This window comes from Thioclava sp. GXIMD4216 (assembly GCF_037949285.1).
Lineage (GTDB): Bacteria > Pseudomonadota > Alphaproteobacteria > Rhodobacterales > Rhodobacteraceae > Thioclava > Thioclava litoralis.
Genome location: NZ_CP149926.1, coordinates 1707241 through 1732321, shown reverse-complemented (window position 1 = coordinate 1732321; position 25081 = coordinate 1707241). Strand labels below are relative to the sequence as shown.

General features: G+C 60.0%; 29 protein-coding genes. 10 read left to right on the top strand and 19 right to left on the bottom strand.

The window, feature by feature from the left end; all coding sequences use genetic code 11:
* Window positions 1-128: 128 nt before the first annotated feature.
* Genes WDB88_RS08665 through dusB form a run of 3 tightly spaced genes read right to left on the bottom strand, consistent with a single transcriptional unit; the run spans window position 129 to window position 3552 of the window.
* Window positions 129-1508, bottom strand: coding sequence for a response regulator (locus tag WDB88_RS08665; protein WP_339107271.1), 1380 nt, complete (start codon window positions 1506-1508; stop codon window positions 129-131).
* 5 nt (window positions 1509-1513) lie between these two features.
* Window positions 1514-2581 carry an ATP-binding protein gene (locus WDB88_RS08660; RefSeq protein WP_339107270.1) on the bottom strand — a complete coding sequence of 356 codons (1068 nt, stop codon included), beginning with the start codon at window positions 2579-2581 and terminating at the stop codon, window positions 1514-1516.
* On the bottom strand, window positions 2578-3552 hold the full coding sequence (gene dusB, locus WDB88_RS08655) for a tRNA dihydrouridine synthase DusB (protein WP_339107269.1): 975 nt from the start codon (window positions 3550-3552) through the stop codon (window positions 2578-2580). Before dusB ends, WDB88_RS08660 begins: the two co-directional genes overlap by 4 nt.
* Window positions 3553-3780: 228 nt before the next feature.
* Here dusB and WDB88_RS08650 point away from each other — a divergent pair, with 228 nt between their 5' ends.
* The 4 genes from WDB88_RS08650 to WDB88_RS08635 all read left to right on the top strand — a co-directional run bounded on the left by WDB88_RS08650 (window position 3781) and on the right by WDB88_RS08635 (window position 7314).
* Entirely contained in the window at window positions 3781-4941 is a 1161-nt protein-coding gene (locus tag WDB88_RS08650; protein WP_339107268.1) for a bifunctional 2-C-methyl-D-erythritol 4-phosphate cytidylyltransferase/2-C-methyl-D-erythritol 2,4-cyclodiphosphate synthase, read from the top strand.
* Between the two features lie 35 nt (window positions 4942-4976).
* Window positions 4977-5468, top strand: coding sequence for a phosphatidylglycerophosphatase A (locus tag WDB88_RS08645; protein ID WP_339107267.1), 492 nt, complete (start codon window positions 4977-4979; stop codon window positions 5466-5468).
* 14 nt (window positions 5469-5482) lie between these two features.
* Window positions 5483-5956 carry a CinA family protein gene (locus WDB88_RS08640; RefSeq protein WP_339107266.1) on the top strand — a complete coding sequence of 158 codons (474 nt, stop codon included), beginning with the start codon at window positions 5483-5485 and terminating at the stop codon, window positions 5954-5956.
* 179 nt (window positions 5957-6135) lie between these two features.
* Window positions 6136-7314, top strand: coding sequence for an ammonium transporter (locus WDB88_RS08635; RefSeq protein WP_339107265.1), 1179 nt, complete (start codon window positions 6136-6138; stop codon window positions 7312-7314).
* Between the two features lie 76 nt (window positions 7315-7390).
* On the opposite strand, the gene WDB88_RS08630 is transcribed toward WDB88_RS08635, so the two are convergent.
* Window positions 7391-7846 (bottom strand): type II toxin-antitoxin system RatA family toxin, encoded by a 456-nt coding sequence (locus WDB88_RS08630; protein WP_339107264.1) that lies wholly within the window; start codon window positions 7844-7846, stop codon window positions 7391-7393.
* Between the two features lie 110 nt (window positions 7847-7956).
* Here WDB88_RS08630 and hpt point away from each other — a divergent pair, with 110 nt between their 5' ends.
* Entirely contained in the window at window positions 7957-8505 is a 549-nt protein-coding gene (gene hpt / locus WDB88_RS08625) for a hypoxanthine phosphoribosyltransferase (RefSeq protein ID WP_339109505.1), read from the top strand.
* Window positions 8506-8934: 429 nt separating this feature from the next.
* Here the strand turns inward: hpt and WDB88_RS08620 are convergent, their stop codons facing one another.
* From WDB88_RS08620 to WDB88_RS08570, 11 genes are all read right to left on the bottom strand, one after another.
* The gene (locus tag WDB88_RS08620) at window positions 8935-9465 is read right to left on the bottom strand and encodes a DsbE family thiol:disulfide interchange protein (protein WP_339107263.1); all 531 of its coding nucleotides are present in this window, start codon (window positions 9463-9465) and stop codon (window positions 8935-8937) included.
* A complete protein-coding gene (ccmD, locus tag WDB88_RS08615; RefSeq protein WP_339107262.1) occupies window positions 9458-9664 on the bottom strand; it encodes a heme exporter protein CcmD in 207 nt (68 codons plus the stop codon). The genes WDB88_RS08620 and ccmD overlap by 8 nt, the downstream gene beginning before the upstream one ends.
* Window positions 9661-10389, bottom strand: a complete 729-nt coding sequence (locus WDB88_RS08610; protein ID WP_339107261.1) for a heme ABC transporter permease — start codon at window positions 10387-10389, stop codon at window positions 9661-9663. The genes ccmD and WDB88_RS08610 overlap by 4 nt, the downstream gene beginning before the upstream one ends.
* Before the next feature lie 68 nt (window positions 10390-10457).
* Window positions 10458-11114: a heme exporter protein CcmB gene (gene ccmB, locus WDB88_RS08605; protein ID WP_339107260.1), complete on the bottom strand. Its 657-nt coding sequence runs from the start codon at window positions 11112-11114 to the stop codon at window positions 10458-10460.
* Window positions 11111-11746, bottom strand: coding sequence for a heme ABC exporter ATP-binding protein CcmA (ccmA, locus tag WDB88_RS08600; RefSeq protein WP_339107259.1), 636 nt, complete (start codon window positions 11744-11746; stop codon window positions 11111-11113). Before ccmA ends, ccmB begins: the two co-directional genes overlap by 4 nt.
* A gap of 10 nt (window positions 11747-11756) precedes the next feature.
* Complete coding sequence (locus WDB88_RS08595) at window positions 11757-12143, bottom strand: Mth938-like domain-containing protein (protein WP_339107258.1); 387 nt, start codon at window positions 12141-12143, stop codon at window positions 11757-11759.
* An 18-nt stretch (window positions 12144-12161) separates the two neighbouring features.
* A complete protein-coding gene (gene secF, locus WDB88_RS08590) occupies window positions 12162-13142 on the bottom strand; it encodes a protein translocase subunit SecF (RefSeq protein ID WP_339107257.1) in 981 nt (326 codons plus the stop codon).
* Window positions 13143-13155: 13 nt separating this feature from the next.
* Window positions 13156-14820, bottom strand: a complete 1665-nt coding sequence (gene secD / locus WDB88_RS08585) for a protein translocase subunit SecD (RefSeq protein ID WP_339107256.1) — start codon at window positions 14818-14820, stop codon at window positions 13156-13158.
* A gap of 17 nt (window positions 14821-14837) precedes the next feature.
* Window positions 14838-15179 (bottom strand): preprotein translocase subunit YajC, encoded by a 342-nt coding sequence (gene yajC / locus WDB88_RS08580; RefSeq protein ID WP_339107255.1) that lies wholly within the window; start codon window positions 15177-15179, stop codon window positions 14838-14840.
* 357 nt (window positions 15180-15536) lie between these two features.
* A complete protein-coding gene (locus WDB88_RS08575; RefSeq protein ID WP_339107254.1) occupies window positions 15537-16058 on the bottom strand; it encodes a hypothetical protein in 522 nt (173 codons plus the stop codon).
* A gap of 532 nt (window positions 16059-16590) precedes the next feature.
* Window positions 16591-17064 (bottom strand): hypothetical protein, encoded by a 474-nt coding sequence (locus WDB88_RS08570; RefSeq protein ID WP_339107253.1) that lies wholly within the window; start codon window positions 17062-17064, stop codon window positions 16591-16593.
* A 349-nt stretch (window positions 17065-17413) separates the two neighbouring features.
* Here WDB88_RS08570 and mazG point away from each other — a divergent pair, with 349 nt between their 5' ends.
* Window positions 17414-18259 (top strand): nucleoside triphosphate pyrophosphohydrolase, encoded by an 846-nt coding sequence (gene mazG / locus WDB88_RS08565; protein ID WP_339107252.1) that lies wholly within the window; start codon window positions 17414-17416, stop codon window positions 18257-18259.
* Between the two features lie 23 nt (window positions 18260-18282).
* Here the strand turns inward: mazG and WDB88_RS08560 are convergent, their stop codons facing one another.
* Together WDB88_RS08560 and dusA are read right to left on the bottom strand one after the other, a co-directional pair.
* Window positions 18283-19101, bottom strand: a complete 819-nt coding sequence (locus tag WDB88_RS08560; RefSeq protein WP_339107251.1) for a sulfite exporter TauE/SafE family protein — start codon at window positions 19099-19101, stop codon at window positions 18283-18285.
* A 37-nt stretch (window positions 19102-19138) separates the two neighbouring features.
* A complete protein-coding gene (gene dusA / locus WDB88_RS08555; protein ID WP_339107250.1) occupies window positions 19139-20179 on the bottom strand; it encodes a tRNA dihydrouridine(20/20a) synthase DusA in 1041 nt (346 codons plus the stop codon).
* A 544-nt stretch (window positions 20180-20723) separates the two neighbouring features.
* On the opposite strand from dusA, the gene WDB88_RS08550 reads away from it, so the two are divergent.
* Window positions 20724-20930 (top strand): cold-shock protein, encoded by a 207-nt coding sequence (locus WDB88_RS08550; protein ID WP_339109504.1) that lies wholly within the window; start codon window positions 20724-20726, stop codon window positions 20928-20930.
* Window positions 20927-21145 carry a hypothetical protein gene (locus WDB88_RS08545; protein ID WP_339107249.1) on the top strand — a complete coding sequence of 73 codons (219 nt, stop codon included), beginning with the start codon at window positions 20927-20929 and terminating at the stop codon, window positions 21143-21145. Before WDB88_RS08550 ends, WDB88_RS08545 begins: the two co-directional genes overlap by 4 nt.
* Window positions 21146-21411: 266 nt before the next feature.
* On the opposite strand, the gene WDB88_RS08540 is transcribed toward WDB88_RS08545, so the two are convergent.
* Entirely contained in the window at window positions 21412-22347 is a 936-nt protein-coding gene (locus WDB88_RS08540) for an AEC family transporter (RefSeq protein ID WP_339107248.1), read from the bottom strand.
* 93 nt (window positions 22348-22440) lie between these two features.
* On the opposite strand from WDB88_RS08540, the gene WDB88_RS08535 reads away from it, so the two are divergent.
* Window positions 22441-23319, top strand: coding sequence for a LysR family transcriptional regulator (locus WDB88_RS08535; protein WP_339107247.1), 879 nt, complete (start codon window positions 22441-22443; stop codon window positions 23317-23319).
* Between the two features lie 193 nt (window positions 23320-23512).
* Here the strand turns inward: WDB88_RS08535 and WDB88_RS08530 are convergent, their stop codons facing one another.
* On the bottom strand, window positions 23513-24004 hold the full coding sequence (locus WDB88_RS08530; protein ID WP_339107246.1) for a MarR family transcriptional regulator: 492 nt from the start codon (window positions 24002-24004) through the stop codon (window positions 23513-23515).
* Window positions 24005-24071: 67 nt separating this feature from the next.
* Here WDB88_RS08530 and WDB88_RS08525 point away from each other — a divergent pair, with 67 nt between their 5' ends.
* Window positions 24072-25037, top strand: coding sequence for a zinc-binding alcohol dehydrogenase family protein (locus WDB88_RS08525; RefSeq protein WP_339107245.1), 966 nt, complete (start codon window positions 24072-24074; stop codon window positions 25035-25037).
* Window positions 25038-25081 lie beyond the last annotated feature (44 nt).

Genomic DNA, 25081 nt, shown 5'->3' with positions numbered 1-25081 from the left:
CTCTTGCTTCTGTTGCCAGATTACATCAGCGCGGCAGGAGTGTCACGCTAAATAAGTCACAGAAACGAAAATTTAAATATGGCTTTGCAATGAAAAACCGCCCGGAGAAACCTCCGGGCGGTAGGATTTCAGGTCAGTTTCCGGCGGCGTGTCACCTGAATATCGAGATCGGTGATTTTCTTCCGCAAGGTATTTCGGTTGATGCCCAGAAGGTCGGCGCAGCGGGCCTGATTGCCACCGGTGGCATCCAAAGCGATTTCAATCAACGGCGCTTCCATCTCTTTCAGGATCCGGTCATAGAGCCCCGGAGCTGGCAGGTTGCCCCCGTGAAGATCGAAATACCGGCGCAGGTGACGGGCAATCGACGCCGAGAGTTTTTCGCCTTCCCCGCCTGGTCGAAGCGGTTCGACAGCCGGTTGATTGCCCAGAACGGCCTCAACCTCAAGCCGCGAGATCTCTTCCTCCGAAGAGGTTACAACCAGCCGCCGGATGGTGTTTTCCAACTGGCGCACATTGCCCGGCCAGGCGTAAGCCCGCACCAAGGACATCGCATCCGCCGAGAAATGCCGCAGCCCCAAGCCCTCATTCTCCGAGCGGCCAAGGAAATGTTCGGCCAGCAGCGGGATATCCTCCACCCTTTCACGCAGCGGCGGAACCGCCAAGGTCACCCCCCCGAGGCGGTAATAGAGGTCTTGACGGAACTTGTCCGCCTCCATCAGCGCCGCCAGATCGACCTGCGTTGTTGCCATGATCCGCGGCGCGGGGTCCGGCAGCGCATCCAGCAGGCGCACGATTTTCGCCTGCGTCTCGTCGTCATAATCGCCCACCTCGTCAAACACGAGACTGCCGCCCTTGGCCCGCGTGATCAGCGAGGCCGCCCCTTCGCTGCCTTGCAGATCCGAGGCCTGCGCGACCACGAAGGGCAATGTCCGACGATCAGAAAAATCGTGGATTGCCCGTGCGATAAGCGACTTTCCTGTACCGGATTCCCCCAAGATCAGCACCGGCAGATCGGCATTCATCACCCGCGCGACAAGGCGATAGAGCGCCTGCATCGACTGGGTGCGCCCGACCAGCGGCAGGTCGCTTTTCTGCTCGCGCGGCTCGATCTCGACGGGCTTCGGCGGCGAGACCTGATGCTTGCGTTTCTGCTCGAGCGCCTTCTGCGCGCGCTTCATCAGATCGGGCAGATCGAACGGCTTGGGCAGATAGTCATAGGCATCGGCCTCGGCAGCCTGCACCGCCGTCATGATGGTGTTCTGCGCCGAAATCACGATGACCGGCAGGCCGGGGCGCAGTTCGGCAATTTTCGGAAGCTGCTGCAACCCGTTTCCGTCGGGCATCATCACATCCGAGATCACCAGATCGCCTTTGCCCTCCTCGACCCAGCGCATCAGCGTGGTCAGGGAGGCGGTCGCATGCACGCGGCACCCTGCCCGCGTCAAAGCTTGGGTCAAAACGGTTCGGATGGTGCGATCGTCATCAGCAACAAGGACTGTACCGTCCATGGGCGTTACTCCTCTTCTCGGGCGACTGGCAGGGAAATACGGAATACGGTCCGACCGGGAACGGAATCGAGATTGATCCATCCATCATGGTCGGAAATGATCTTGGAGACGAGCGCGAGACCAAGCCCCGTGCCGTTCTCGCGTCCGGAGACGAAGGGTTCGAACACATTCGCCGCGATATCTGCAGGGATGCCGGGGCCGTCATCGATGATCTCGATCTGCAGCGGCAGCGCCTTCCCGCGCCCATCCGCCGTGCGGATACGCAGCTTGTGTTCGTAGAAGGTGTGAATCGTGATTGTGCCTTCTGTTTTAGCGGCTTGGCTTGCGTTCTTCAGAAGGTTCAGGAAGACCTGCGTCAGCTGATCGGCATCGCCCAGCGTCAGCGGCAGCGACGGGTCGTAATCATCGCGGATGACCATATGCCCGCCAAAGCCGACCTCTGCCGATTTGCGCGCACGGTCCAGCACGTCATGGATGTTGACAGGCTTCTTCTCCGGCGGACGGACATTGCCGAACTGCTCGACCTGCTCAAGCAGCTTGACCACCCGCCGCGTCTCGTCAACGATCAGATCCGTCAGTTCCAGATCCTCGCCCGTCAGCCCCATCGACAAAAGCTGCGCCGCCCCTGCAATCCCCGCCAGCGGGTTCTTGATCTCGTGGGCCAGCATTTCGGCCATGCCAATCGCCGAACGCGCCGCGGTCTTTGCCATATTGGCGCGGCCAAGGCGGTCCGACAGCTCGCGCGGGGTGATGAGAAACAGGATCTGGTCGGGATCGGAGCCCAGCGTGGCAGTTTGCAGATTGCATTGCACCGGCGCCTTCTCGCCCGTGGTCACCTCGACATCATTCACGAAAACCGTGGTCTGGCCGGAGCGGGTCCGTGCAAAGATCTCTTCGAGCGGGGCATTGATGGCCAGCCGCTCGGAGACGGATTTGCCCTGCATTGCACGGGCCGACAGATTGAGGAACTGCTCGGCTGCGGGATTGACCTCGCTTACGCAATCATAGCGGTCAATCAACAGGGCCGGAATAGGCAGGGAGTTCCAGATTACACCAGGAGCAGGCAGGGTCACGCGGCCATCCTTTCACCGAATGCGGCCCGGATCAGAGCGCGCGTGGCCTCTGGCGTCTGGGCACGAACCATCTCGTCACGCAGGGGCGCACCCGCCGCCTCGGCATACCAGCCAAGATGCTTGCGCGCGAGCCGAAGCCCCAGCTCTGCGCCGTAAAAGCGCAAAATCTCTTCGTAATGTCCAAGGATCAGCTCGGCCAGATCCACCCCTTGCGGGATCTCCGGCGCGGGCGTGCCGTAGATCTCATGGGCAATCTGGGCCAGAAGCCACGGGCGGCCCTGAATGCCGCGCCCGACCATCACCCCCGCCGCGCCGCTCTGGCGCAGGGCCTCGCGCGCGCTTGCAGCATCGGTGATGTCGCCATTGGCCACTACCGGAATGCGCACCGCCTCGACCACCTCGCGAATGGCAGCCCAATCGGCCTCGCCCTTATAGAACTGCATCCGCGTGCGCCCGTGCACGACAATCATCTGCACGCCCGCATTTTCGGCCCGACGCGCGATCTCGGCGGCATTCCGGCTTTCGTCACACCAGCCAAGGCGCATCTTGAGCGTCACCGGCACCTCGACCGCCGCCACCACAGCCTCGATCAAGGTCAGCGCATGGTCGGGATTGCGCATCAGCGCCGAGCCGGAGGCCCCGCCTGTGACTTTCTTCGCGGGGCAGCCCATATTGATGTCGATGACACGTGCGCCCATCCCCGCCACCAGTTTGGCCGCCTCGCCCATCGGCTGCGCCTCGCGCCCCGCAAGCTGCACCGAAGACGGCATGTCCAACGACATATCGGTACGGGCCTTCGCCCGCACGGAAGGCTTTGCCGTCAGCATCTCGCCGGAGGCCACCATTTCGGACACCACAAGCCCCGCGCCGAACCCGCCGACAAGGCTGCGGAACGGCCTGTCGGTAATACCGGCCATCGGTGCCAACAGCACCGGCGGATCGATCAAGACATTATCAAGCTGGATGGACACGGAACTTCCCGAAGTAACTCTGGTTTTCTGCTACCGCCTTGAACCGCGATTCACAAATCCCCTCGGGCGATTCTATGGGCAGAAAGGCAGGAAAAATATGCATCCGCACATTATTTAGGCATCATAACGCGGAAATTGGTCGCATTTCAATAAAAGCCTGTTCTGATTGCACAGAACTTGCGCTTCGCCTAAGTCCTTGGCACAGATTTCGACAGGCAAGAGGTTCGGATGTCGATTGCATTGATCATCGTTGCCGCAGGGCGTGGCACCCGCGCCGGAGGGACGCAGCCCAAACAATGGCAGATGCTGGCCGGAAAACCGGTGCTGGCCCATACGATCGACAGTTGCCAGACGGCTCTGCGCAACGCGGGCAGGGATGCACGGCTGCTTCTGGTGCTGCATCCCGATGATATGGCGCGCGGACTGGAACTGACCGGCGGCACCGTCACGCTCATTGCGGGGGGCGAAAGCCGTGATGCCTCGGTTCGAAACGCCTTGGAAGCCTTGGAGCACCAGAATATCGACAAGGTGCTGATCCATGACGGCGCGCGCCCCTTCCTGCCCGAAACCGTTCTGACAGGCGTGCTGGACGCGCTCGAGACCCTGCCCGCCGCCGCACCGGCCCTGCCCGTTTCGGATGCGCTGTGGCTGGGAGACAGGGCCCGCGTGGCGGGCACCCGCGACCGTAGCGGCCTCTATCGCGCGCAAACCCCGCAGGGTTTCCACTACGATGCCATTCTGGCAGCCCATCGGTCCCATCAGGGCCCTGCCCCCGATGATGTCGAAATTGCGCGTAGCGCAGGGATGGACGTTGCGATCACTCTTGGGCATGAAGACAATCTCAAGATCACCTATCCCGCAGATTTCGCCCGCGCCGAGGCGATCCTGCGGGCAAGAAAGGACGCCAGAATGGATGTAAGACTGGGCAACGGATATGACGTGCATGCGTTCACCGAGGGCGATCACGTCATTCTATGCGGAGTGGAGATTCCGCACTCCAAAGCGCTTTTAGGCCATTCGGATGCCGATGTCGGCATGCATGCGCTGACCGACGCGATCTATGGCGCATTGGCGCAGGGCGATATCGGCCGCCATTTCCCGCCATCGGACCCGCAATGGAAAGGCGCGGCCAGCTGGATTTTCCTTGATCATGCCGCCAAGCTCGCGGGCGAGATGGGCTACCGGATCGGCAATGCCGATGTCACACTCATCTGCGAGCGCCCCAAGATCGGCCCCCACGCGCCCGCGATGATGGCCGAACTGGCCCGCATCATGGGCTGCGAGGCAAGCCGTGTCTCGGTCAAGGCCACCACTTCGGAGAAGCTGGGCTTTACGGGCCGCGAAGAAGGCATCGCCGCCATCGCCACCGTCACCCTGATTGCCGACTGACCCGACCGCCCTATCTGCGCCTTGAGGAGACGCCCATGCTGAATTTCATCAATACCTTCTTCTGGTCGGGCAAGCTGAAACCGGCCTCCGGCACCTGGGGGTCGCTGGCGGCGCTGGCCGTGGGATGGTCGATCGAGCACTGGCTGGGCTTCTGGCCGCTGGTTCTGGCCTTCGTCGTTGCAACCGTTGTGGGCTTCATCACGGTGCCTGCCGAACTGAAAGACCGCCCCGGCGATGACCCCTCCGAGATCGTGATCGACGAGGTCGCGGGGCTCTGGCTCGCCATGCTGTTTCCTGCTGTGGGCTTTTACATGCGCGATATGTCGATGGTCTGGCCCGGCCCCGTTGCGGCCTTCCTGCTGTTCCGTCTGTTCGACATCTGGAAACCCTCGATTGTCGGCTGGGCCGACCGCCTGCACACCCCGCAAGGCGTGATGCTGGACGACCTCTTCGCGGGGATCTTCGCGGGCATCGGCACCATCGTGCTGGCCGCACTCTACCATATCCCGCTGATCCTGATGTCCTGATCCGGAGCCCCGTCATGTCCGACCTCGCCCCCCGTGTCATTGCCGAAGCCAAAGCCCGCGCGATCATGATTGCCACCGCGGAAAGCTGCACGGCGGGGCTGATTGCAGCCGCCCTCACCGATCTGGCGGGGTCCTCCGCCGTCTTCGAACGTGGTTTCGTCACCTATTCCAACGCCGCCAAAACCGAAATGCTGGGCGTGCCTGCCGAGACGATCGCCCGCTACGGCGCGGTCTCGGAAGAGGTCGCCCGCGCAATGGCCACCGGCGCCCTGCGCAACAGCCGTGCCATGCTTGCCGTTTCGGTCACCGGCATCGCAGGCCCCGGCGGATCGGAGCATAAACCCGAAGGGCGCGTCTGTTTCGGACTGGCCTGTGACTGGGCGGCCCCCGTCACGAGCACCTGCGAATTCGGCGCCATCGGGCGCGAACTGGTGCGCCTGCATACCCGCGAACATGCTCTGGATTTAATCCTGTCGGCGCTAAAATAAGCGCCGGAAAAATTCTCATAACGGCCAGTATTTAATCATACACCCCAAAATATACGCCATTTTTGCAGCGTTTCATAAAATGCGCAGATATTAACCCGATCAAGGTCCGATTTGCCTCTTTCAAGGCCCCCAAGAAGAGATATGCCGCCTGCGCGCTATCTTTTTACGGAGGACGTCGGATGAGCGGAGCAGATACCGCATGGGTTATGGTTGCCACGGCCCTTGTTCTATTCATGACCTTGCCGGGGCTGGCCCTGTTCTATGGCGGGCTGGTGCGGGCGCGCAACGTCCTGTCGGTCTTCATGCAATGTTTTGCCGTCGCCGCCCTGATGAGCGTTTTGTGGCTTGTCTTCGGCTACTCGCTCGCCTTTGGTCATGCGAACGGCTTCTGGGGCGGCTTCGGGAAAATCGCGCTGATCGGGCTTACACCCGAAACGCTTTGGGGCACGATTCCCGAAATCGCCTTCTTCGCGTTCCAGATGACCTTCGCCATCATCACGCCCGCCCTCATTATCGGGGCCTTCGTCGAGCGGATCAATTTCTCCTTCGTACTGGCCTTCTGTGCCCTGTGGATGCTGGCGGTCTATGCGCCCGTCACCCACTGGATCTGGGGTGGCGGCATGATGGCCGATGGCGGGATTTTCGGCGCGACCGGCACCAAAGATTTCGCCGGCGGAATCGTGGTGCATGAGACCGCAGCTCTTGCCGCGCTGCTTCTGGCAGTCATGGTCGGGCCGCGCGCCAAACGCCACACGCCGCCGCATAGCCCCGTGCTGGTGGCCATCGGAGCGGGAATGCTCTGGGTCGGCTGGTTCGGCTTCAACGGCGGATCGCAACTGGCCGCCGATGGCGGGGCGGCAATGGCAATCACCGTCACGCATATCTCGGCCTCGGCGGCCTCGCTGTCTTGGGCCTTGTGGGAGCGCATCAAATTCGGCAAATCCAGCCTGATCGGCCTTGTCACCGGCACCATTGCAGGACTGGCCTCGATCACCCCAGCGGCAGGCTTTGTCGGCCCGCTCGAAGCCTTGGCCATCGGCGTCATCGCGGGGATCCTGTGTCAGGAAGCCGTGATCCTTCTGCGCGACAAAATCCGCATCGACGACTCGTTGGATGTCTTTGCCGTGCACGGAATCGGTGGCATTTTCGGCACCATCATGATTGCGGCCCTCGGCCACGGTGCGTGGCTGGCACAGCTGGGCGCGCTGGTGGTGGTCGGGCTTTACACACTTGGCGTCAGCTGGCTGATCGCGAAACTCGTCGCACGGGTCTTCCCGATGCGGGTCTCAAAAGAAGACGAGAATAACGGCCTCGATCTCAGCTCGCATGGCGAGCGCGCCTATGACCATACGTCCTGAGCCATTTAAAAAGCCGCCTCTTGGGGCGGCTTTTTTTGACAGCATCTAGCGACGGCCCTCGGGCATTCCGGCCGCCTCAGGCATTGCCGTAAAGCGCGTGGGCGCGATCCTCGAACGCCTTCACGATACGGCGCATGGCCTCGTTGAAAACCGTGCCAATAACGCCTTGCAAGATCATGTTTTTAAATTCAAAATCCACAAAGAACTGAACCTTGCAGCCGCCCTCGGGAAGGTCTTCGAAATCCCATGTGCTTTTGAGATATTTGAATGGCCCGTCAAGATATTCGGTATCGATATGGTAGCGGTCGGGCCAAAGCGTCACACGCGATCCAAAGCGTTCGCGGAAAACTTTAAACGAAATCACCAGATCCGCGAGCATGACCGTAGAGCCATCGGCCTGAAGCTCGGTCGAACGGATACGCGCCGCAGAATTCCACGGCAGGAATTTCGGATAATTCTGCACATCTGCCACCAGATCATACATTTGGCGTGCGCTATACGGTAGCACGCGACTGTCAGACTGTTTTGGCATACCCGGCCTTCTTCCCATTACCCTTGTTTCGCCGCCCCTTTACTTGCGATAAACGGAACGAGATTCAAGAGCCGATCACGCAAAGCGGCTCTCCCAAGGAGCCAAAGCCGATGACCGACCGTCCCTATGAAATCGAAACGTTCATTTCTGCCAAGCAAATCGCCGCGCGTGTCGAGACATTGGCCGCCGAAATCACCGAACATTTCGCTGGAACCGACAAGCTGGTGGTCATCGGCCTGCTGCGCGGGTCATTCGTGTTCATCGCCGATCTGATCCGCGAGATCCATCTGCCCTGCGAGGTCGATTTCCTTGAGGCATCAAGCTATGGCAATGAAACGACATCTTCACGGGAAGTCCGCATTCTCAAGGACTTGCGCGGAAATATTGGCGGGCGGGATGTGCTTGTGGTCGAGGATATTGTCGACACCGGCCACACGATCTCGAAGATCATGGAGATGCTTCGGGCGCGTGGTCCGCGCAAAATCGCCTGCTGCGCCATGCTTGATAAACCTTCGCGACGGGAAGTCGACGTTAAAGCCGACTGGTGCGGCTTTTCGATTCCCGACGAGTTTGTCATCGGCTACGGGCTTGATTTTGCACAAAGTCATCGCAACCTGCCTTATATCGGCACAGTCAAATTTCTGGATGACAAAAAGTGAACCTGATCTGGCTCCTGCGGATGGCGAAATGGGTACGTCATCCGCCCTCAAAACGACAGGTGCGGATCATGCTGGTCGTTGCGGGCTGCGTCCTCCTTGTTCTGGGGCTGGATTGGCTGGGACTATGGCCGGATTGGGCCAAGAGCACGCCACAGAGCCGGCAGAGGATTTATTGAACAACCAAACCGCTTTGGATGATTTTCAAAGCGGTTTGAAATAAAAAAAACACGTCATCATGGGCGCGTCTGAGAGAACGGAGCACAACCGGCCATGAACCACATGTCGGACAGGGCTCCCCAGTGTCGCAGGCTCTCAAACTGGCGGGCGTAAACATCATGCCAAGGCCCGCAAGAGGGCCTTCGTCCTCCGGCGGCATGATCGATGATCAGGCCAGCCGTCCATCGCGTGGCATCCGGTGATCGACAGGCTCTATTGCGACGCTTTCGGCAGCAGAGGCCGGATTTTCTGAGCAATCACATCCTCGGTCAGAGGCCCTGCATACCGCATCAAAACCTTGCCCTGCCCATCCACGACGAAAGTTTCCGGCACCCCGTAGACGCCCCAGTTTAACGCCATCTGACCTTGCGGATCCTGACCGGCCCGCGCAAAGGGATTCCCAAGACTATTGAGGAATTTCAGCGCCTTATCAGGGGTATCTTTATAGTTTACACCAAGAATTTCCACCCCTTGCCCAGAGAGCGCCTCAAGATTTGGATGCTCGACCCGACAGGGCGCGCACCATGACGCCCAGAAATTCACTAGCTTCACCTGACCGTCGCGGAGATCGCTATTGTTGAACTCCGGCAGGCTGCCCAGCGGGGACAGGGCCACGGCGGGCGCGTCCTTTCCGGCAAAGGCTGTGGGCAACTGGCTTGGATCCTGCCGCCACATCCCCCAGACGAACAGGATCGCCAATCCCGCGAAAACCAGCGGCGGCGCCAGCATCAGAGGCTTAACCATTGTGGCTCTCCTCACGGCTGTCCTGCATCGGCGTGTTTTGCCGACGGATGTCGTGCATACGGGCCTCCTGCCGCGCCAGTGCCGCCTTCACGCGGCGCCCCTGCCAAAGCGTGACAGCCACAAGCACCAGCAGCAGAAACAGACAGGCCCCCCAGCTGATCAGCACCGTATATTCGTATTTCCCCAGATCGATCATCATGCCATCCGCTCCCGTTGTTCAAGCGCATGCAAACGACGACGCCGGATCTCGGTGCGGGTCCGCAGCAGAACCAGCGTCACGAAAAAAAGGCCGAACCCCACCAGACACAGCAGAAGCGGGAACCAGTAGACATTGGCGATATGCTGTTCGCGGTCCATCGACAGCGTCGCCCCCTGATGCAGCCCCTGATTCCAGAAATTCACCGCATAGCGCGACAGCAGCGCAAACACGGACCCCACAAGACACAGCACGCCCGTCAGATCGGCGGCGGTATCGGGATTATCGATAGCGGCCCAAAGCGCCATATAGCCGAGATAGAAAAGGAACAGGATCAGGAACGAGGTCAGACGCGGATCCCATGCCCACCACGTCCCCCACATAGGCTCGCCCCAGACCGCACCGGTGATCAGGGCGATGACCGTCATAACCATACCAACGGGGGCAGCGGCCTTGGCCGCAAGCGCGGAGACATGGTGGCGGCGGATAATCCAGATCAGCGAGGTGACCAGCATCATGATCCAGATATTGATCGCCATCATCGCTGCGGGCACATGCACATAGATGACCTTGACGCTGGAGCCGAAATTATCGGCGGCAGGCGTGAAGAAGAACCCCCAGACCAGCCCCGGCACGAGGGTAAGGACAGTCAGGACCACCACGAATGGCAGCAGCTTATCGGTCGTTCGCATGAACTTGACCGGATTGGCGTATTCCCAAATGGACATCAGTGGCGGCACCTTTCAACGAACGTCGCAGATGACCCATGCCCGCCACGGGCGTGAGAGTCTCTGATCTATCTCAGATTTATCCGGATTGCGGCTGCGGATGCAAATGGGACCAAAGCGGCACAGGCAAGGGTGATCCCTGCCAGCACCAGAGCGGGCGCCTCGACATTTGCACCCTCCGCCCCGCGGCGCACCAGCTCGGCGGCAAAAATCAGCGTGGGCACATAGAGCGGCAGCACCAGCAACGAAAGCAGCAACCCGCCACGTTTGATGCCCACCGTAAGGGCCGCGCCGAATGTCCCCAGCACCGAAAGCGCGGGCGTTGCCAGCAAAAGCGCGCTTACCAGCCAGATATAGCCCTTGGGGTCCAGATGCAGCAGCAGGCCGAAAAGCGGCGAGGCGAGCGTCAGCGGCAGGCCCGTCACCAGCCAATGCGCCAGCGCCTTCATCGAGACCACCGCCTCCATCGGAACGGGGGCCGTTGCCAGAAGGTCGAGCGATCCGTCTTCGTAATCGAGCGCAAAGATCCGGTCCAGCGACAGCAGGCAGGCCAGCAGCGCCCCCACCAGCAGGATTCCCGGCGCGATACGGGCCAGAATCTCTGCCTGCGGGCCAACACCGAAGGGCACAAGTGTTACCACGATCAGAAAGAAGGCCAGCCCGAGACCGAAGCCACCACCAGCCCTGACCGCCAGTTTGAGATCGCGCAGCAAGAGGGCTCTCATAGGAAGGCCTCGTCGAAAGCACCGGCGGACCCGCCTGTGGGGGCCAGCGGATCGGCGCGATACGGGCCAAGGTCCAGCACGCGTGCCTCGGGGAGACCGAGGTCGATATGGGTCGCCATCAGGGCCGCCCCGCCTTGCGCAAGGTGGCTGCGGATGGCCTCGGCAAACAGCTGCACCGACGCCTGATCCAGCGACACGGTCGGTTCGTCCAGAACCCAGATCGGTCGCCCCGTCACCAGCAGACGCGCCAACCCCAAGCGCCGTTTCTGTCCGGCCGAAAGACTATGCGCCGCGCGATCCGCCAAAGCGTCGAGATTCATCTGCGCAAGGGCAGGCGCGATATCCTTTGTCGCATAGATATCGGCCCAGAATCTGAGATTTTCGACAACGCTCAGCGTGGCCTTCAACCCGTCCGAATGGCCGGCATAGGCCATAGATTCGGCGGCCAGGGACATCTCTCCGGCCAAGGCTGGTTGCAGGCCGGCAATGGTGCGCAAAAGGGTGGTCTTGCCAATGCCATTCGGCCCGCGCAGCACAAGTGCCTCGCCATGATCCACGCAGAAGGAAAGCGCGGAGAGGATCGGAAGCCCCGCACGCGCGACACTGAGATCGGTGATCGTCAGAAGGGGCATCGGGCCGCCCTCAGTCACGCGCCAGCTCGGGCGGCAGGTCGCCCGGCATCGGCAGCAGCGCCACGGCCACACGGCGGCCTTCGGTCAGCAGGACATTGTAGCTGCGCGCGGCAGAGGGGCTGGACATCGGTTCGGGCATCAGGCCCATTTCCTCGACCGCCGCGATGAAATCGGCAGGCGGAAAGGCGATATCTGCCCCCATGCCGACAAACAGCACATCAATGCGCCCGACCAGCGCACGGATCGCGGCGAGATCCTCGAAGCCGCCCCAATCGACAGCCCCTGCCCCATATACCAGTTGCGCACCGCGACGCACCGCACCAGCAATCCGGAAAAACCCCGGCCCATAGCCGTCAATGGGCGTCTGTCCGGAAAAACTGGCTTCGGTCATCTGCATCGCGGTCCCCTTGGGTCGTTATTTGGCTTCGCTACCGGTGTTCTTGTCAAAGAACTTCTCGGCGGGGTCTTTCTTTTCAGAACGGTTGAGACCGATCATCAGAACGATGTTTTTCGCAACAAAGACCGAGGAATAGGTCCCGACCACCACACCGAAGGTCATCGCGAACACGAAACCACGGATCACGTCGCCCCCAAGCACCAGAAGCGAGATCAGCGCAATCAGCGTGGTGCCAGAGGTCATCACCGTCCGCGACAGGGTCTCGTTGACCGAGATATTCATTACCTCGCGCAGCGGCATGGTTTTGTATTTGACCAGATTTTCACGCAACCGGTCAAACACCACCACGGTGTCGTTGATCGAATAGCCCAGAATGGTCAGCAGCGCTGCGATGATCGTCAGATCGAACTTGATCTGCGCCACGGCGAAAATGCCGACGGTGATCACAAGATCATGCACCAGCGCGGCCACAGCGCCCACGGCAAACTGCCATTCGAAGCGCAGCCAGATATAGACGAGGATCGCGGCGGTTGCCGCCAGAACCGACAGGATCGCCGTTTTGATCAGCTCGCCCGAAACCTTCGGACCGACGGATTCCGTAGCCGTGAATTTGACATCCGGCGTTACCTCTTTCAGCGCGGCATTGATTGCATCGACGGTCTGCGGCGTGATCGACCCTTCGTCATTTTGCGCCTGAATGCGCACCTCGGCCACATTCTGGTCGGGGCCGAAGGAGGGGTCGAACACCTCGGTAATCACCACATCGCCCAGATCAAGCGGCTGGAGCGCCGAGCGCCAGGCCCCCACATCGATCGACTGGCTACTTTCCGCGCGGATGGTGGTCCCGCCGCGGAAGTCGATGCCGAAATTCAGCCCCATCACCGCGGTGGCGACAATCGAGGCAATGACCAGAACCACCGAAAACCCGAAGGTCAGGAACTGGTGACGGAAAAAATCGAATTTGGTCTCGTCCGGAACGAGCTTGAGACGGAATGCCATGTGTTTCGCTCCTTCAGAGGTCTAGCGTTTTCGGACGACGGCGGTCGTACCAGGTCACCACCATCAGGCGGGTCACCCAGATTGCGGTAAACACCGAAGTCACAATCCCGATGATCAGGGTCACGGCAAAGCCGCGCACCGGCCCTGCCCCCAGCACAAACAGGATAAGGGCTGTCAGGAAGGTGGTGACATTGGCGTCGATAATGGCCGACATCGCCTTTTCATAGCCGATCTCGATCGCCCGCGCAGGGCCTTTGACACGCTTGAGTTCCTCGCGGATACGCTCGTAGATCAGCACATTGGCATCCACGGCGGTGCCCATCGTCAGCACGATCCCCGCAATCCCCGGCAATGTCAGCGTGCCGCCAATCATCGACATGATCCCGAAGAGCAGGCCGATATTGATCAGCAGCGCAATCGCCGCGAACGTCCCGAACAGCCCGTAGCTGGCAATCATATAGGCAATCACGAGGAACAGCCCGACCACGGCGGCAATCGCTCCGGCACGGATGGAATCCGCGCCCAGCTCCGGCCCGATCGTGCGTTCTTCAAGGAAGTCCAGCTTGGCCGGAAGCGCGCCCGAACGCAGCAGAAGGGCCAGATCGGTGGATTCCTGAATGGAGAAATTGCCGGTGATAATGCCCGAACCGCCCGCGATATGGCTCTGGATGGTGGGGGCCGAGATCACCTCGTTATCCAGCACGATGGCGAAAGGTTCGCCGATATGCGAGGCGGTGAAATCCCCGAACTGGCGTGCGCCGGTCGTATTGAAACGGAAGCTGACTGCCGGATAGCCGTTCTGGTCGGTGGCGGCTTTCGCATCGGTCAGGGCATCCCCCGACACAACCGGCACATCCCCCAGAATGTAGTAAAGGCCCTTGCGGTTGGCATCAGGGACCAGCACGTTGCCCGCGCCGGGATTGGCGTTCTCGTCCTGCGTGCTGCCATTCACTTGCATGAAGTTCAGCTGCGCGGTCGTGCCGATCAGATCCTTCAGCTCCTGAGCCGAGCCGATGCCGGGAACCTCGATCAGGATCCGGTCCGAGCCCTGACGGGCAATCGTCGGCTCGCGGGTGCCTGCGGCATCGATCCGGCGGCGCACGATTTCAAGCGATTGCTGCATGGTACGGTCGTCAGTGGCCTGTTTTTCCGCATCCGACAGCTTGATGGTGATGGTATCGCCCTGCCCCGTGATCTGCAGATCATCCTGACCGACGCCAGTCAGCGTCACAATCGGCGAGGCGAGCGTTTTGGCAATTTCGACCGCCTTCTGGATCTGGTCGGCATTGCCGATCTGGATCCGCAGTTCGTCCTCGGGCGAAGAGACGCGGCGGATCGCACCGATGGTGGAACGCTCTTTGGCCAGCGCGCTGCGCATTTCCGGCCAGAGCGATTTCATCCGCGCCGCATAGACATCCGAAAGCTGGACTTCGGCCAGAAGATGGGCACCGCCCCGCAGGTCGAGCCCGAGATTGACCAGCCCGTTGGGCAGCCAAGCGGGCCAGGCGTCCAGCGCAGCTTGCTGTTCGGTCGTCAGGGTCTTGGTTTTGGCGAAAGTCGAGGCGGCATCATTATGCCCCTCGACCTTGGCGTAAAAGATATTTGGCGCGGCCATTGCCAGCCCGATAACACAGAGGGCGATAATGAGAATACGCTTCCAAAGCGGGATATGCAGCATGGCCGACGCTTTCGTTCTTATTTGGATTCAGCAGCAGGTTCGGTTTTCGAAACCACCTGACCGATGGTCGATTTCACCACGCGCACTTTGACGCCCTGAGCGATTTCCACTTCGACCATGCCATCTTCGCGCACATTGGTCACTTTCCCCAGAATGCCGCCTTGGGTGACAACCTCGTCACCGCGACGCAGGGCTTCCACCATCTGGCGATGCTGTTTCGCCTTTTTCTGCTGCGGACGGATCAGCAGGAAATACATGATGATGAAGATCAGGATCAGCGGCAAGAACTGGCCGAGAGCAGCCATACCACCGGGTGCTGCTGCACCGGCTGCCTGAGCATATGCGGGGGTCACGAACATTGACTTTGGGTCCTTTCCTGAGGGCCAGAGAGCGCAAAAACGCCTTGAATTCGGCGCGCACCCTATATGGGCCTTGGGACGATGGCAAGTTTCTGCCGCCCTAGTAACGAACAGAACGCCGGAATACACGACGCATCCGACGGTCACACGAAAATGTCAGGAAATTCTGGGGATCTGCCCCCGTTCTGGGGCATCGGCCGTGATCCTGTCCGGGAGGGGTGAGACCGGGGGAGCTGCTCCCCGGTCGGGGTGACCCGGACAGGATCATTGGCGAAAGACGTGCGATCGCCCGCAAGGCTGCGGAAGATCACGTGGCAGGAAGGTGGCCACAGGGGAGTTGACCACCCGCAGGAGGGATCACAGGGTCTGGGCGTCGATCAGCGTTTGCAGCTTGGCGCGTTCTGCGCCGACCATATCCTGCGCGCTCATCTCGGCGATATCGGTGCATTCCTCGATCATGAAGGCAAAGAAATCGCTTTCGAATTCGACACCATCCACCACAAGGCGGGCGATGAAGCGCAGCTTGGCAAGAGCTTCTTTCAGGTTCGACGGCTCGGTTTCGTAAATTACGCTCTCGAGCGTGTTGAGCTGGTAGCGGTAGATGCGGACCTCGGTCTCGAGTTCTTCGATCTCGGCGGTCTCGCGGGTATGGACGGGAGGACGTTCCGGAATGTCGGTGGTGCCACGCAGAGCCTGCTTGATACGCTCTTCGCTGATCATCTGGTGATAGCGCGACATCTTGGCCTGCTGTTCGGTCAGGACGCGATCGCACAGCCCTTCGATATAGTCATAACGACGGATCAGTTCGATCAAGGTCTTGCTATCTGCACGCTCTGCTTTGGGAGCACCGATGGTTTGGAATTCAACTGCGTTCTGCATTGTGTTCGTCCTTCTGTTCGCCTTGGGCAGTCAGCCCTGTCTGCTGCCGATGAACACATAATTGCGAGTAGGCTTGACCAAATGAGGGAGGAACCAAGGCATTGTTTCCCACTTGGTTACCAATTCCTTAACGAAGGCGGGAAGATGGTTAAATTTGGTTAACACGAAGGCATGGAAGATTTTTTGTTATTTTTCATAAACTTGTAAGGTTAGGCTTGAAGGCGAAAATAAGGCAGAAAATCTGGCGCGTCGGGGCGCCGTGAATCTTTACCCTTTATTTACCAATCAGGCAGGCTTTGCCCTATTTCACAGGCGATCAGGGCAGATTTGGACAGTGGTTCGATCTTGGCAACAATCGTGATTTGCCGGTGATTCCCCATCGGAGCAGAATCACCCCCTGCATCGTGGCAGCCAAGCGCATGACAGGGCGGATAACGGGCCGATACACCGCAGGCAGATGAAAGGCGCCCGAAAGCGCCTTTCGTCAGACACGACCCCGGCCCTGCGGCCGAGGGGGCCACTAATGATGGCGCTAATGATGGAACGCCATCAGACTCTCGCAGCCCTGAACCGCGCCATGATCCAGAAGCTCGGAACATTCTTCCATGACATTCGCGAAATAGTCGGGAGAGAATTCATAGCCATCCTGCATCTGCCCCGAGAGAAAGCGCAGTTTGGCCAGAGCCTCTGCCGGATCGCGCGGAGGCGTCTCGAAGATCACATCCTCGATCAGTTCCATCTGGTATCCGAGAATGCGGATCTCCTGTTCCAGTTCGTCAATCTCGGCAAGAAGCTTATCGGCAAGCGCCGACAGTTCTGCAGGCATCGCATCGGGCGCAAAACGACCCTGCCCTGCTGATACGGTGCGCGCCAGCGCATCCTGTTCCCCGATCATCTTGTCGCTAAGATCGCGAAGATAGCTGTGGCGGGCCACGAGCTCTGTCATCGGTAGCCGTCCTGCGGGGATACTGCCCGATCCGGTCTCGGTCTTCACTTCTGCAAACATCACCCGTCATCCCTTCTTGGTGCGCAATCGTTTCCGGCTTTCGCCATAGAGCCCCGAAATACGGCAGCCCGAAACACCACGGCCCGAGCACGCCCCGTTCGAGGACATCCGGACAACTGCGCCAAGCGAAGAGACGGCAATTTTTGCCGTACATATTCCACAAGCTCCTGCTTGCAGCCCCGCCTGGCTGGCGCGGTCTTCACGGTTGACGTTAGTGCAGCACGCTTAACGCAAGGTGAATTTGTTCCCCTTTTGATCACTTTTCTCCGCCACCAGCTCTGGACTTTGGGGCGGCGCGGTTTGATAAAGCCCCCCATATGGGCGCACAGACTGCAGGAAGGGTTCAGACATGACATCTCCCGATGATCCGATCATCTTCGACGACCAGCCCGAGGCCGGCCACCAGTTCCAGCGCCTGCTGGCGATCATGTCCAATCTGCGCAACCCGGATACGGGCTGCCCGTGGGATATCGAACAGGATTTCGGCACCATTGCGCCCTATACTCTGGAAGAGGCGCATGAGGTGGCCGATGCGATCGAGCGCGCGGCATGGGACGAGCTGCCTGCCGAACTGGGCGATCTCGCGTTGCAGGTGGTGTTCCATGCGCAGATCGCCAAGGATCGCGGCCTGTTCGACGTGACGGATGTGCTGCGCGCGATCAACAACAAGATGGTGCATCGCCATCCCCATGTCTTCGGCACGGAAAATCGTGACAAAACGGCGCAACAGCAGAGCGCGGACTGGGAAAAGATCAAGGCCGCAGAGCGCGCGACCAAGGGAAAACGCGAGACGCCGACGGGCGTGCTGGACGATGTGGCTCTGGCCCTGCCCGCGCTCACCCGCGCCCTCAAGCTGCAGAAGCGTGCTGCGCGGGTCGGGTTCGACTGGACCGATATCGGGGATGTTCTGGCCAAGATCTCGGAGGAATCCGAAGAGCTGGTCGAGGCGCGCGCCATGCTGGGCGCAGACGAGATTGCCGAAGAATATGGCGATCTGCTATTTGTCATGGTGAATCTGGGGCGGCATCTGGATCTTGACCCCGAAGCCTGCCTACGGGCGGCCAATAGCAAGTTTACCCGCCGGTTCGCCTATATCGAAGACGCCCTGCGCAAACGGGGCAAAACGCCAGATCAAAGCGATTTGGAGGAAATGGATGCGCTTTGGAACGCGGCAAAAGCAGCAGGGATCAAATAATCCCTGCCTTATCGGTCCGAGCCTTAAAAGAAGACCTTCCGCGCCATATTCAGCGCGACCAGTGCCAGAAAGAGCGCAAAAACGCGTTTGAGCACTTTCGGATCCAGCTTATGCGCCAGCGTAGCGCCTATGGGGGCGGTCAGCGTGGTGGTGGCGATCACGATCAGGAAGGCCGGAATATTCACCGCCCCGATAGTGTAAGGCGGGGGATTGCTGACCGAAGTCAGCAAGAATCCGATAGCGGAAGGCACCGCGATAATCACTCCGAAGCCCGAGGCCGTCGCGACCGCGCGATGGATCGGAACGCCATGCAGGGTCATCAGCGGCGTTCCGATGGACCCTCCCCCGATCCCCAGAAGCACGGACACCAACCCCGTCAGCGGCGCATAGATCGCCCGCCGCGCAAGGCCGGGCATCGTTTCGGCCAGCCGCCAAGTGGGTTTTCCAAACAGCATATACATTGCAATCACAAACACCATCACCGCAAAAAATGCCTGCAATATCGTGGTGCTGAGATGGTGGACCACCAAAACCCCAGCCAGCGCGCCAATGGCAATGAACACCGCCCATGACCGCAGGATCGACCAGTCGACCGCGCCGCGCTTGTTATGCGCCAGCAGCGAGCGGCAGGAGGTTACGATGATCGTGGCAAGCGAGGTTGCCACGCAGATCTGCATCAGATCATCGGACGCATAGCCCAGAGCCGAGAACAGGTAGAGGAACGCGGGCACAAGCACGATGCCGCCCCCAACGCCCAAAAGCCCTGCCAGAACACCCGCAACGGCACCGGTTGCAATCAGGATAAGAATAAGCGGCCCTAAAGTGGCAGCGTCAGTCGTCATACGGACATCCCCGAAAATGTGGAGAGCCCGCAAGGGCTCATGGATCTTGCTCTGCCTGCGCCGCCATCGCCTCGGATACGGCGGCAACCGCCTGACGGAATAGCGAAACCCCAGCCCCGGAGCGCGTCGCCCCTTCGGACAGGATCTGCCGGTATCGCCGCGCCCCCGGACGGGCATGGAACAGGCCGAGCATGTGACGGGTAATCTGGTGCAAGCGCCCGCCCTGAGCAAGATGTGACTCGATATAGGCGATCATATTTTCGGCAATTTCAAAGGGATCGCGCAGGCTCCCCTCTTGCCAGATCCGCAGATCGGCCTCTCCAAGGATCGCCATCGGTTCATGATAGGCCGCCCGCCCGATCATCGCCCCGTCCAACCCACGCGATAAAGCGGCCTCGGCAGCAGCCAGATCCGCCAGCCCGCCATTCAGCGACAGGTTCAGATGCGGGAACTCCAGCTTCATCCGATCCACGAGTTCGTAATCCAGCGGTGGGATCTCGCGATTGTCTTTAGGCGAAAGCCCCTGCAACCAAGCCTTGCGCGCATGGATGGTAAAGCGGTTCACCCCTGCCGCCGAAACGGTTTCCAGAAAGCGCGGCAGCACCTCCTGCGGGTCCTGATCATCCACCCCGATCCGGCATTTCACGGTAACCTCCGCCGTGCTGACCGCGCCCATCTCTGACACGCATTCCGCCACCAGCTCGGGCGTTTTCATCAACACCGCCCCGAACGCCCCCGATTGCACCCGATCAGACGGACAGCCGCAATTCAGGTTGATCTCGTCATACCCCCAGTCATTGGCAATCACGCTTGCCGCACGCAATTCCGCCGGATCGGAGCCGCCAAGTTGCAAAGCAACGGGGTGCTCGGGGGCGTTATACTCCAGAAGCTTGCGCCGGTCCCCATGCACAATCGCCGGAGCCGTCACCATCTCGGTATAGAGCAAGGTGTGACGGGAGATCTGGCGATGAAAGAAACGACAATGCCGGTCCGTCCAATCCATCATCGGTGCCACAGAGAGCCTAAAGCTACTGTTTTTATGAATAAAATCAGGTTTGTTCAGGCCTTGTTCTGTCATATCATCCCGCAAGATTTTCGTTTATTTACAGTAGGTCTTGTTGATATCCGTTTTGCATCTGCTGAATTTCAGCAAATTGCAGCACGGGGTTTCAGCAAATGGCCCCCATTCACAACGGCGCTGCCGCGATGGGTCAGCGGTCTATACCGCACAAGTCCGAATAATGCGAGACGGCAAGAGTGTTGCGTTTCTTTCGGTTTTGAACGGCCAAAGCCGCGTAAAGGGCCTCGGCAAAACACGACCATTTCTTGAAAACATGGGAAATTCTTCCTGCAAGGCCGGAACCGCCGACACTGTCGCAATGCGCCCCTGCCATATGGCAAAACATGGACAGGCGCGAACATGTCAAACCCGTGCCAATTTCGCACGCCATCAAAAATTTTACTTGCCAATTCCAATCGCGCGCTTCATGTTTGGGCGGCTATTGCTTTTCTCTTCGAAATTCTGCCCCCGCGGTCTCGCGGTCTCGGCTGATCGACTTGGATCGACTATCGCCGGGTTGCCGCATATCGCGGGCAGCATTTTAAAATTGGAGACTACGGATATGGCCAACGGCACCGTAAAATGGTTCAACAGCACTAAAGGTTTCGGCTTCATCGAGCCCGAAGGTGGCGCTAAAGACGTTTTCGTGCATATCTCGGCAGTAGAGCGCTCGGGTCTGCAAGGCCTGAAAGACGGTCAGAAAGTGACCTTTGAACTGCAAGCCGGTCGCGACGGTCGCGAATCTGCTGTTAATCTTGAACTCGTTTGAGTCGCACTGACGATCTCTTCAAGAAAATCTCTGATGCAACAGACGCGGCATCGGTACAAAAGCCACTTTCCGGCGATGCTTCACGCAAGCCTGTGAGCGCTTTGGACAAGACCGATGCAGCGTTCCGCAGCATCATGGATGAAGAGACGTTAGAACGTATCGAGAAGACGGCGCGGCTTAAGGCCGCCCGCCTTACCCGTGATAGCCAGAATTGATTCTGTTGATCATCGGCCTCTGGCGAGGGTGTTTACCCCCCCCTCCCCGTCCTCCCTTCCAGATATCATATACCTCCCACCGCAAACGTCCTGTTATTGCGGTTTTCTGCTATGGCAGCTTGCATATCGGGCTGGCACGCGCACCACCGGCAACAAGGGAAAAGCTCCCTACAACGCTTGGGTCACGCCTTGCCAAAGCGCTTTTTTCAGCAAAAAGGCCCGATTGATGCGGGCCTCTGTGCCTTCCCTGCGTGGGAGGTGACAAATCAGAACAATGCGAGACAGGCCGAGAGGGTTACGATGGACAGCACCGTAGAGATCAAGACCACACGGCCGGTCAATAGCGCTTCGCGGCCATAGAATTCCGCCAGCATGAACGGGCCGGTTCCGGTGGGTAAAGCCGCCAGAATCACAGCGGCAGACGCCATAGGGAGCGGCAAATGCAGCAACGGCACCGCGATAATCCATGTGACCAAAGGCTGGCTTACCAGTTTCAGCAGCACCAGCGTCATCTGCATCGGCTTTCCGGCCTTGGGGGCACGCCCCGCATTCTCGGCCAGAAACAGGCCCAAAGCGATCAGTGCACAGGGTGAGGCCGCGCCTCCCATCAGCTTGAGATAGGTATCAAGCGCATGAGGCATCGGCAGATGCCCCGCCATAAAGACCAACCCCAGAACCGGCGCGATAAGAAGCGGGTTTTTCACCAGTTTCAAAACGGTTTGGAACACAATTTGCGACGGGCGCGCCGCCTCCATCGTGCTCACCTCGATCAGCACGATCGCAATCGCGAATAACACGCAGGCGGTGATGATCGTCGCCACCAGTGTCACCCCAAGAGCGTCTTGCCCGATCACGGCGGCGATCAGGGGAAATCCGATAAATCCGGTATTGGCATAACCGGCATTCAGCCCGTCAATCGCGGCATCGGCCAGAGCGGTGCCCTGCCACTTGCGCAACAAAACGGTCCCAGCAAACACCACAAGACAGCCCGCGCCAAAGGCGAGGATAAACCCAGGCTGCCAGATCTGCGCCGGATCCGCCTTGGCCATAATATCGAAAAGCAGGGCGGGCAGCGCGAGATAGACCACCACGCGATTGACCTCGCGCGTGGCATTCGGCCCCAATGCCCCGCTCCTGCGCGCGACCCATCCGGTGAGGATCAGGGCAAAGATAGGCAACACGATAAGAAGGTTCGCCAACATGATTGGGCTCCGTTACTAAAAACGGGTTCTTTTTAGAAAGGCTGACCGATATAATCCAATCCATATCAAATACGCTCAGGATACCCAAAAGGTATGGACACACGGCATATGCGGCTTTTCGTGGCCCTTGGTGAAACCCTGAATTTCGGGCAGGCGGCCGCGCGGATGAACATGACGCAGCCGCCATTCAGCCGACAGATTGCCAATCTCGAACGGGATATCGGCACTGTGTTGGTGGATCGCAGCGCCCGTCAGACCCGCCTGACCGCGGCGGGACAACGTTTTCTGGAAGATGCCCGTAAGGTTCTGGCAAGTTTCGAGGATGCCTGCCGCGATGCCCGCCTTGTCGGCGAAGGGCTGAAGGGAGAGTTGCGTCTGGGCTTCATGATGCATGCCGCGCACCGGCTTGTGCCGAACCTGCTGCGCGCCTATACCGCGCTCCGCCCCGATGTGCGTGTGCGACTGGAAGAAACAACGCCCGGCGAGATCGAAAATCTGCTGCTTTCAGGAGTTCTGGATGCGGGGATTACCTTCGCCGGTCGCACGACGCCCGCGCTGCACGAAGTGGAGGTGATGCGTGACACGCTCAGCTTCGTGTGTTGCCCCACGCATCCGCTGGCCAAGCGCGCGATCATCCATCCCGAAGACCTCAAGGCGCAGCCGCTGATTGCGGCCCCCGACCAGACGGTGGCCGTTTTGCGTCACGCAATCACCGAATTTCTGGCTCGCGCAGGACTTCCAGCGCATTTTACGCTGGAGCCAAAGCTGCAAAACACCGTCTTGCGCCTGATCGCTGCCGATCTGGGGGTGGCGCTGGTGCCCTCCTCCATCTGCGACCAGCTAGGGGCGGAGGTTGTGATGCGCCCGCTTTTCCAGCCTCCACATCTGTCCGTCGTGCTCAAGACGCGTCGCGATGCGGACAATGCCGCGCTAGCGCCGCTTATCACGCTTGCACAAAACATAAACATTTAATTCCAATGCGTTGTGCAGAAAATATTCTGGCGCAACGCGGGGAACATGACCCGCAACACGGGCCTTCAAAGCGCTTTGAGGACCATGTGAAACGGCAATCAAGCCCGCACTCCCGCATGCTTCAACAATGCGCCTTTGTGGATCGCGGCCCATACCGCGCAACCGGCATGACAGCCCCCCAGCAAAACCGTCCCTAGTCCTGCGGATCGGCGAGCCGCGCACTTTGTTCCAGCATCGCATCCGCATAACGACGGGTCAACGTCACCAATGCCGCCACCTCCTCCCCAGACCACCCCGTCAACGTGCGGCGCATGATGGCCTCGCGGGCCGCATCGATACGGTCCGTCATCTGCCGTCCCGCGTCGGTAATGACCGCCGCGCGTACCCGCCGGTCATCGCGCGAAGCCTGACGCTGGATCAGCCCCAGTGCCTCCAGCTTGGCGGCCTGACGGCTGATTGTCGTATGGTCACGCCCGACCCTGTCCGCCAGTTCGCCCAAGGCAATCGGCCCCAGCCTCTCGACCAGCACCAGCAAAGGAAACAATGCCCGATCCAGCTTGATCCCTGCGGCCTCGACCATTTTTCCATCATGCTGCGGGCGGTTCATCACCGCCACGATATCCAGAACCGCCCCATGAAGCTGCCGCATTTCTGCCGACATATGTGTATTATGCACGTTTTTCATTGACACCCTCAGGCTGCGTGAATTACCTGCATAATACACATATATTCATCTATCGAAAGAGAGATTCATGAAAGCCGCCATTGTCACCCAACTGGGCCAGCCCCCTGAAGCCTCGACGTTTGACGCTCCTTCCTGCAAGGACGGCGAAGTTCTGGTACATGTCCGCGCGGCGGCCATCAGCCAGCTTGTGCGCGCCCGTGCATCCGGCACGCATTACTCTTTCGATGGGCATTACCCGTTTATTCCCGGCGTCGACGGGGTCGGCACCCTGCCCGATGGCACGCGGGTCTATTTTGCCTTTCCCGCCGCGCCGTTCGGGGCAATGGCCGAACAGGTGGCCGTGCCCCGCCTGCAATGTGTCACACTGCCCGACGGGCTTGACGATATCAGCGCCGCGGCGCTCGCCAATCCGGGTATGTCGTCCTGGATCGCGCTCAAGGAACGTGCGGGCCTGCATGCGGGCGAAAGCGTGCTGATCAACGGGGCCACCGGCGCATCGGGGATGCTTGCGGTGCAGATTGCCAAACATCTCGGGGCCAGCCACATCATCGCGACAGGGCGCAATGCCCAGAAACTGGCCCATCTCAAAACGCTTGGGGCGGATGAGACGATACAGCTGACCGAAGATGCCGCTGCGATGCAGAAGACCTTCTCGGCGGCGCTCGATACGGGGGCGGATGTCATTCTGGATTATCTCTGGGGCCCATCGGCGCGCGCGCTCCTTGAGGCGGCAAGCCATGCGCTCCCTCATGAGAAGCGCCGGCGCTTCGTACAGATCGGTTCGCAAAGCGGGGCCGAAATCAGCCTTCCCGGCGGCTGGCTGCGCTCTTGCGCGATCGAGCTGATGGGCAGCGGCCTTGGCAGCGTGCCGACCCCGAAAATCATCGCCGCCATCGGCGAGATGCTACAGCTTGCCGCAGACACGGGGATCCGTATACCGACACAGGCCCATCCCCTGAGCGCGTTGCGCAAAGCATGGGCCGATACCGGTTCGGATATGCGGCAGGTCATCACATTCCCGGAAACGGTGTAAGCCGACCGATCCAATATCGCATAGGGCCTGCTTCCTGCGGGCCC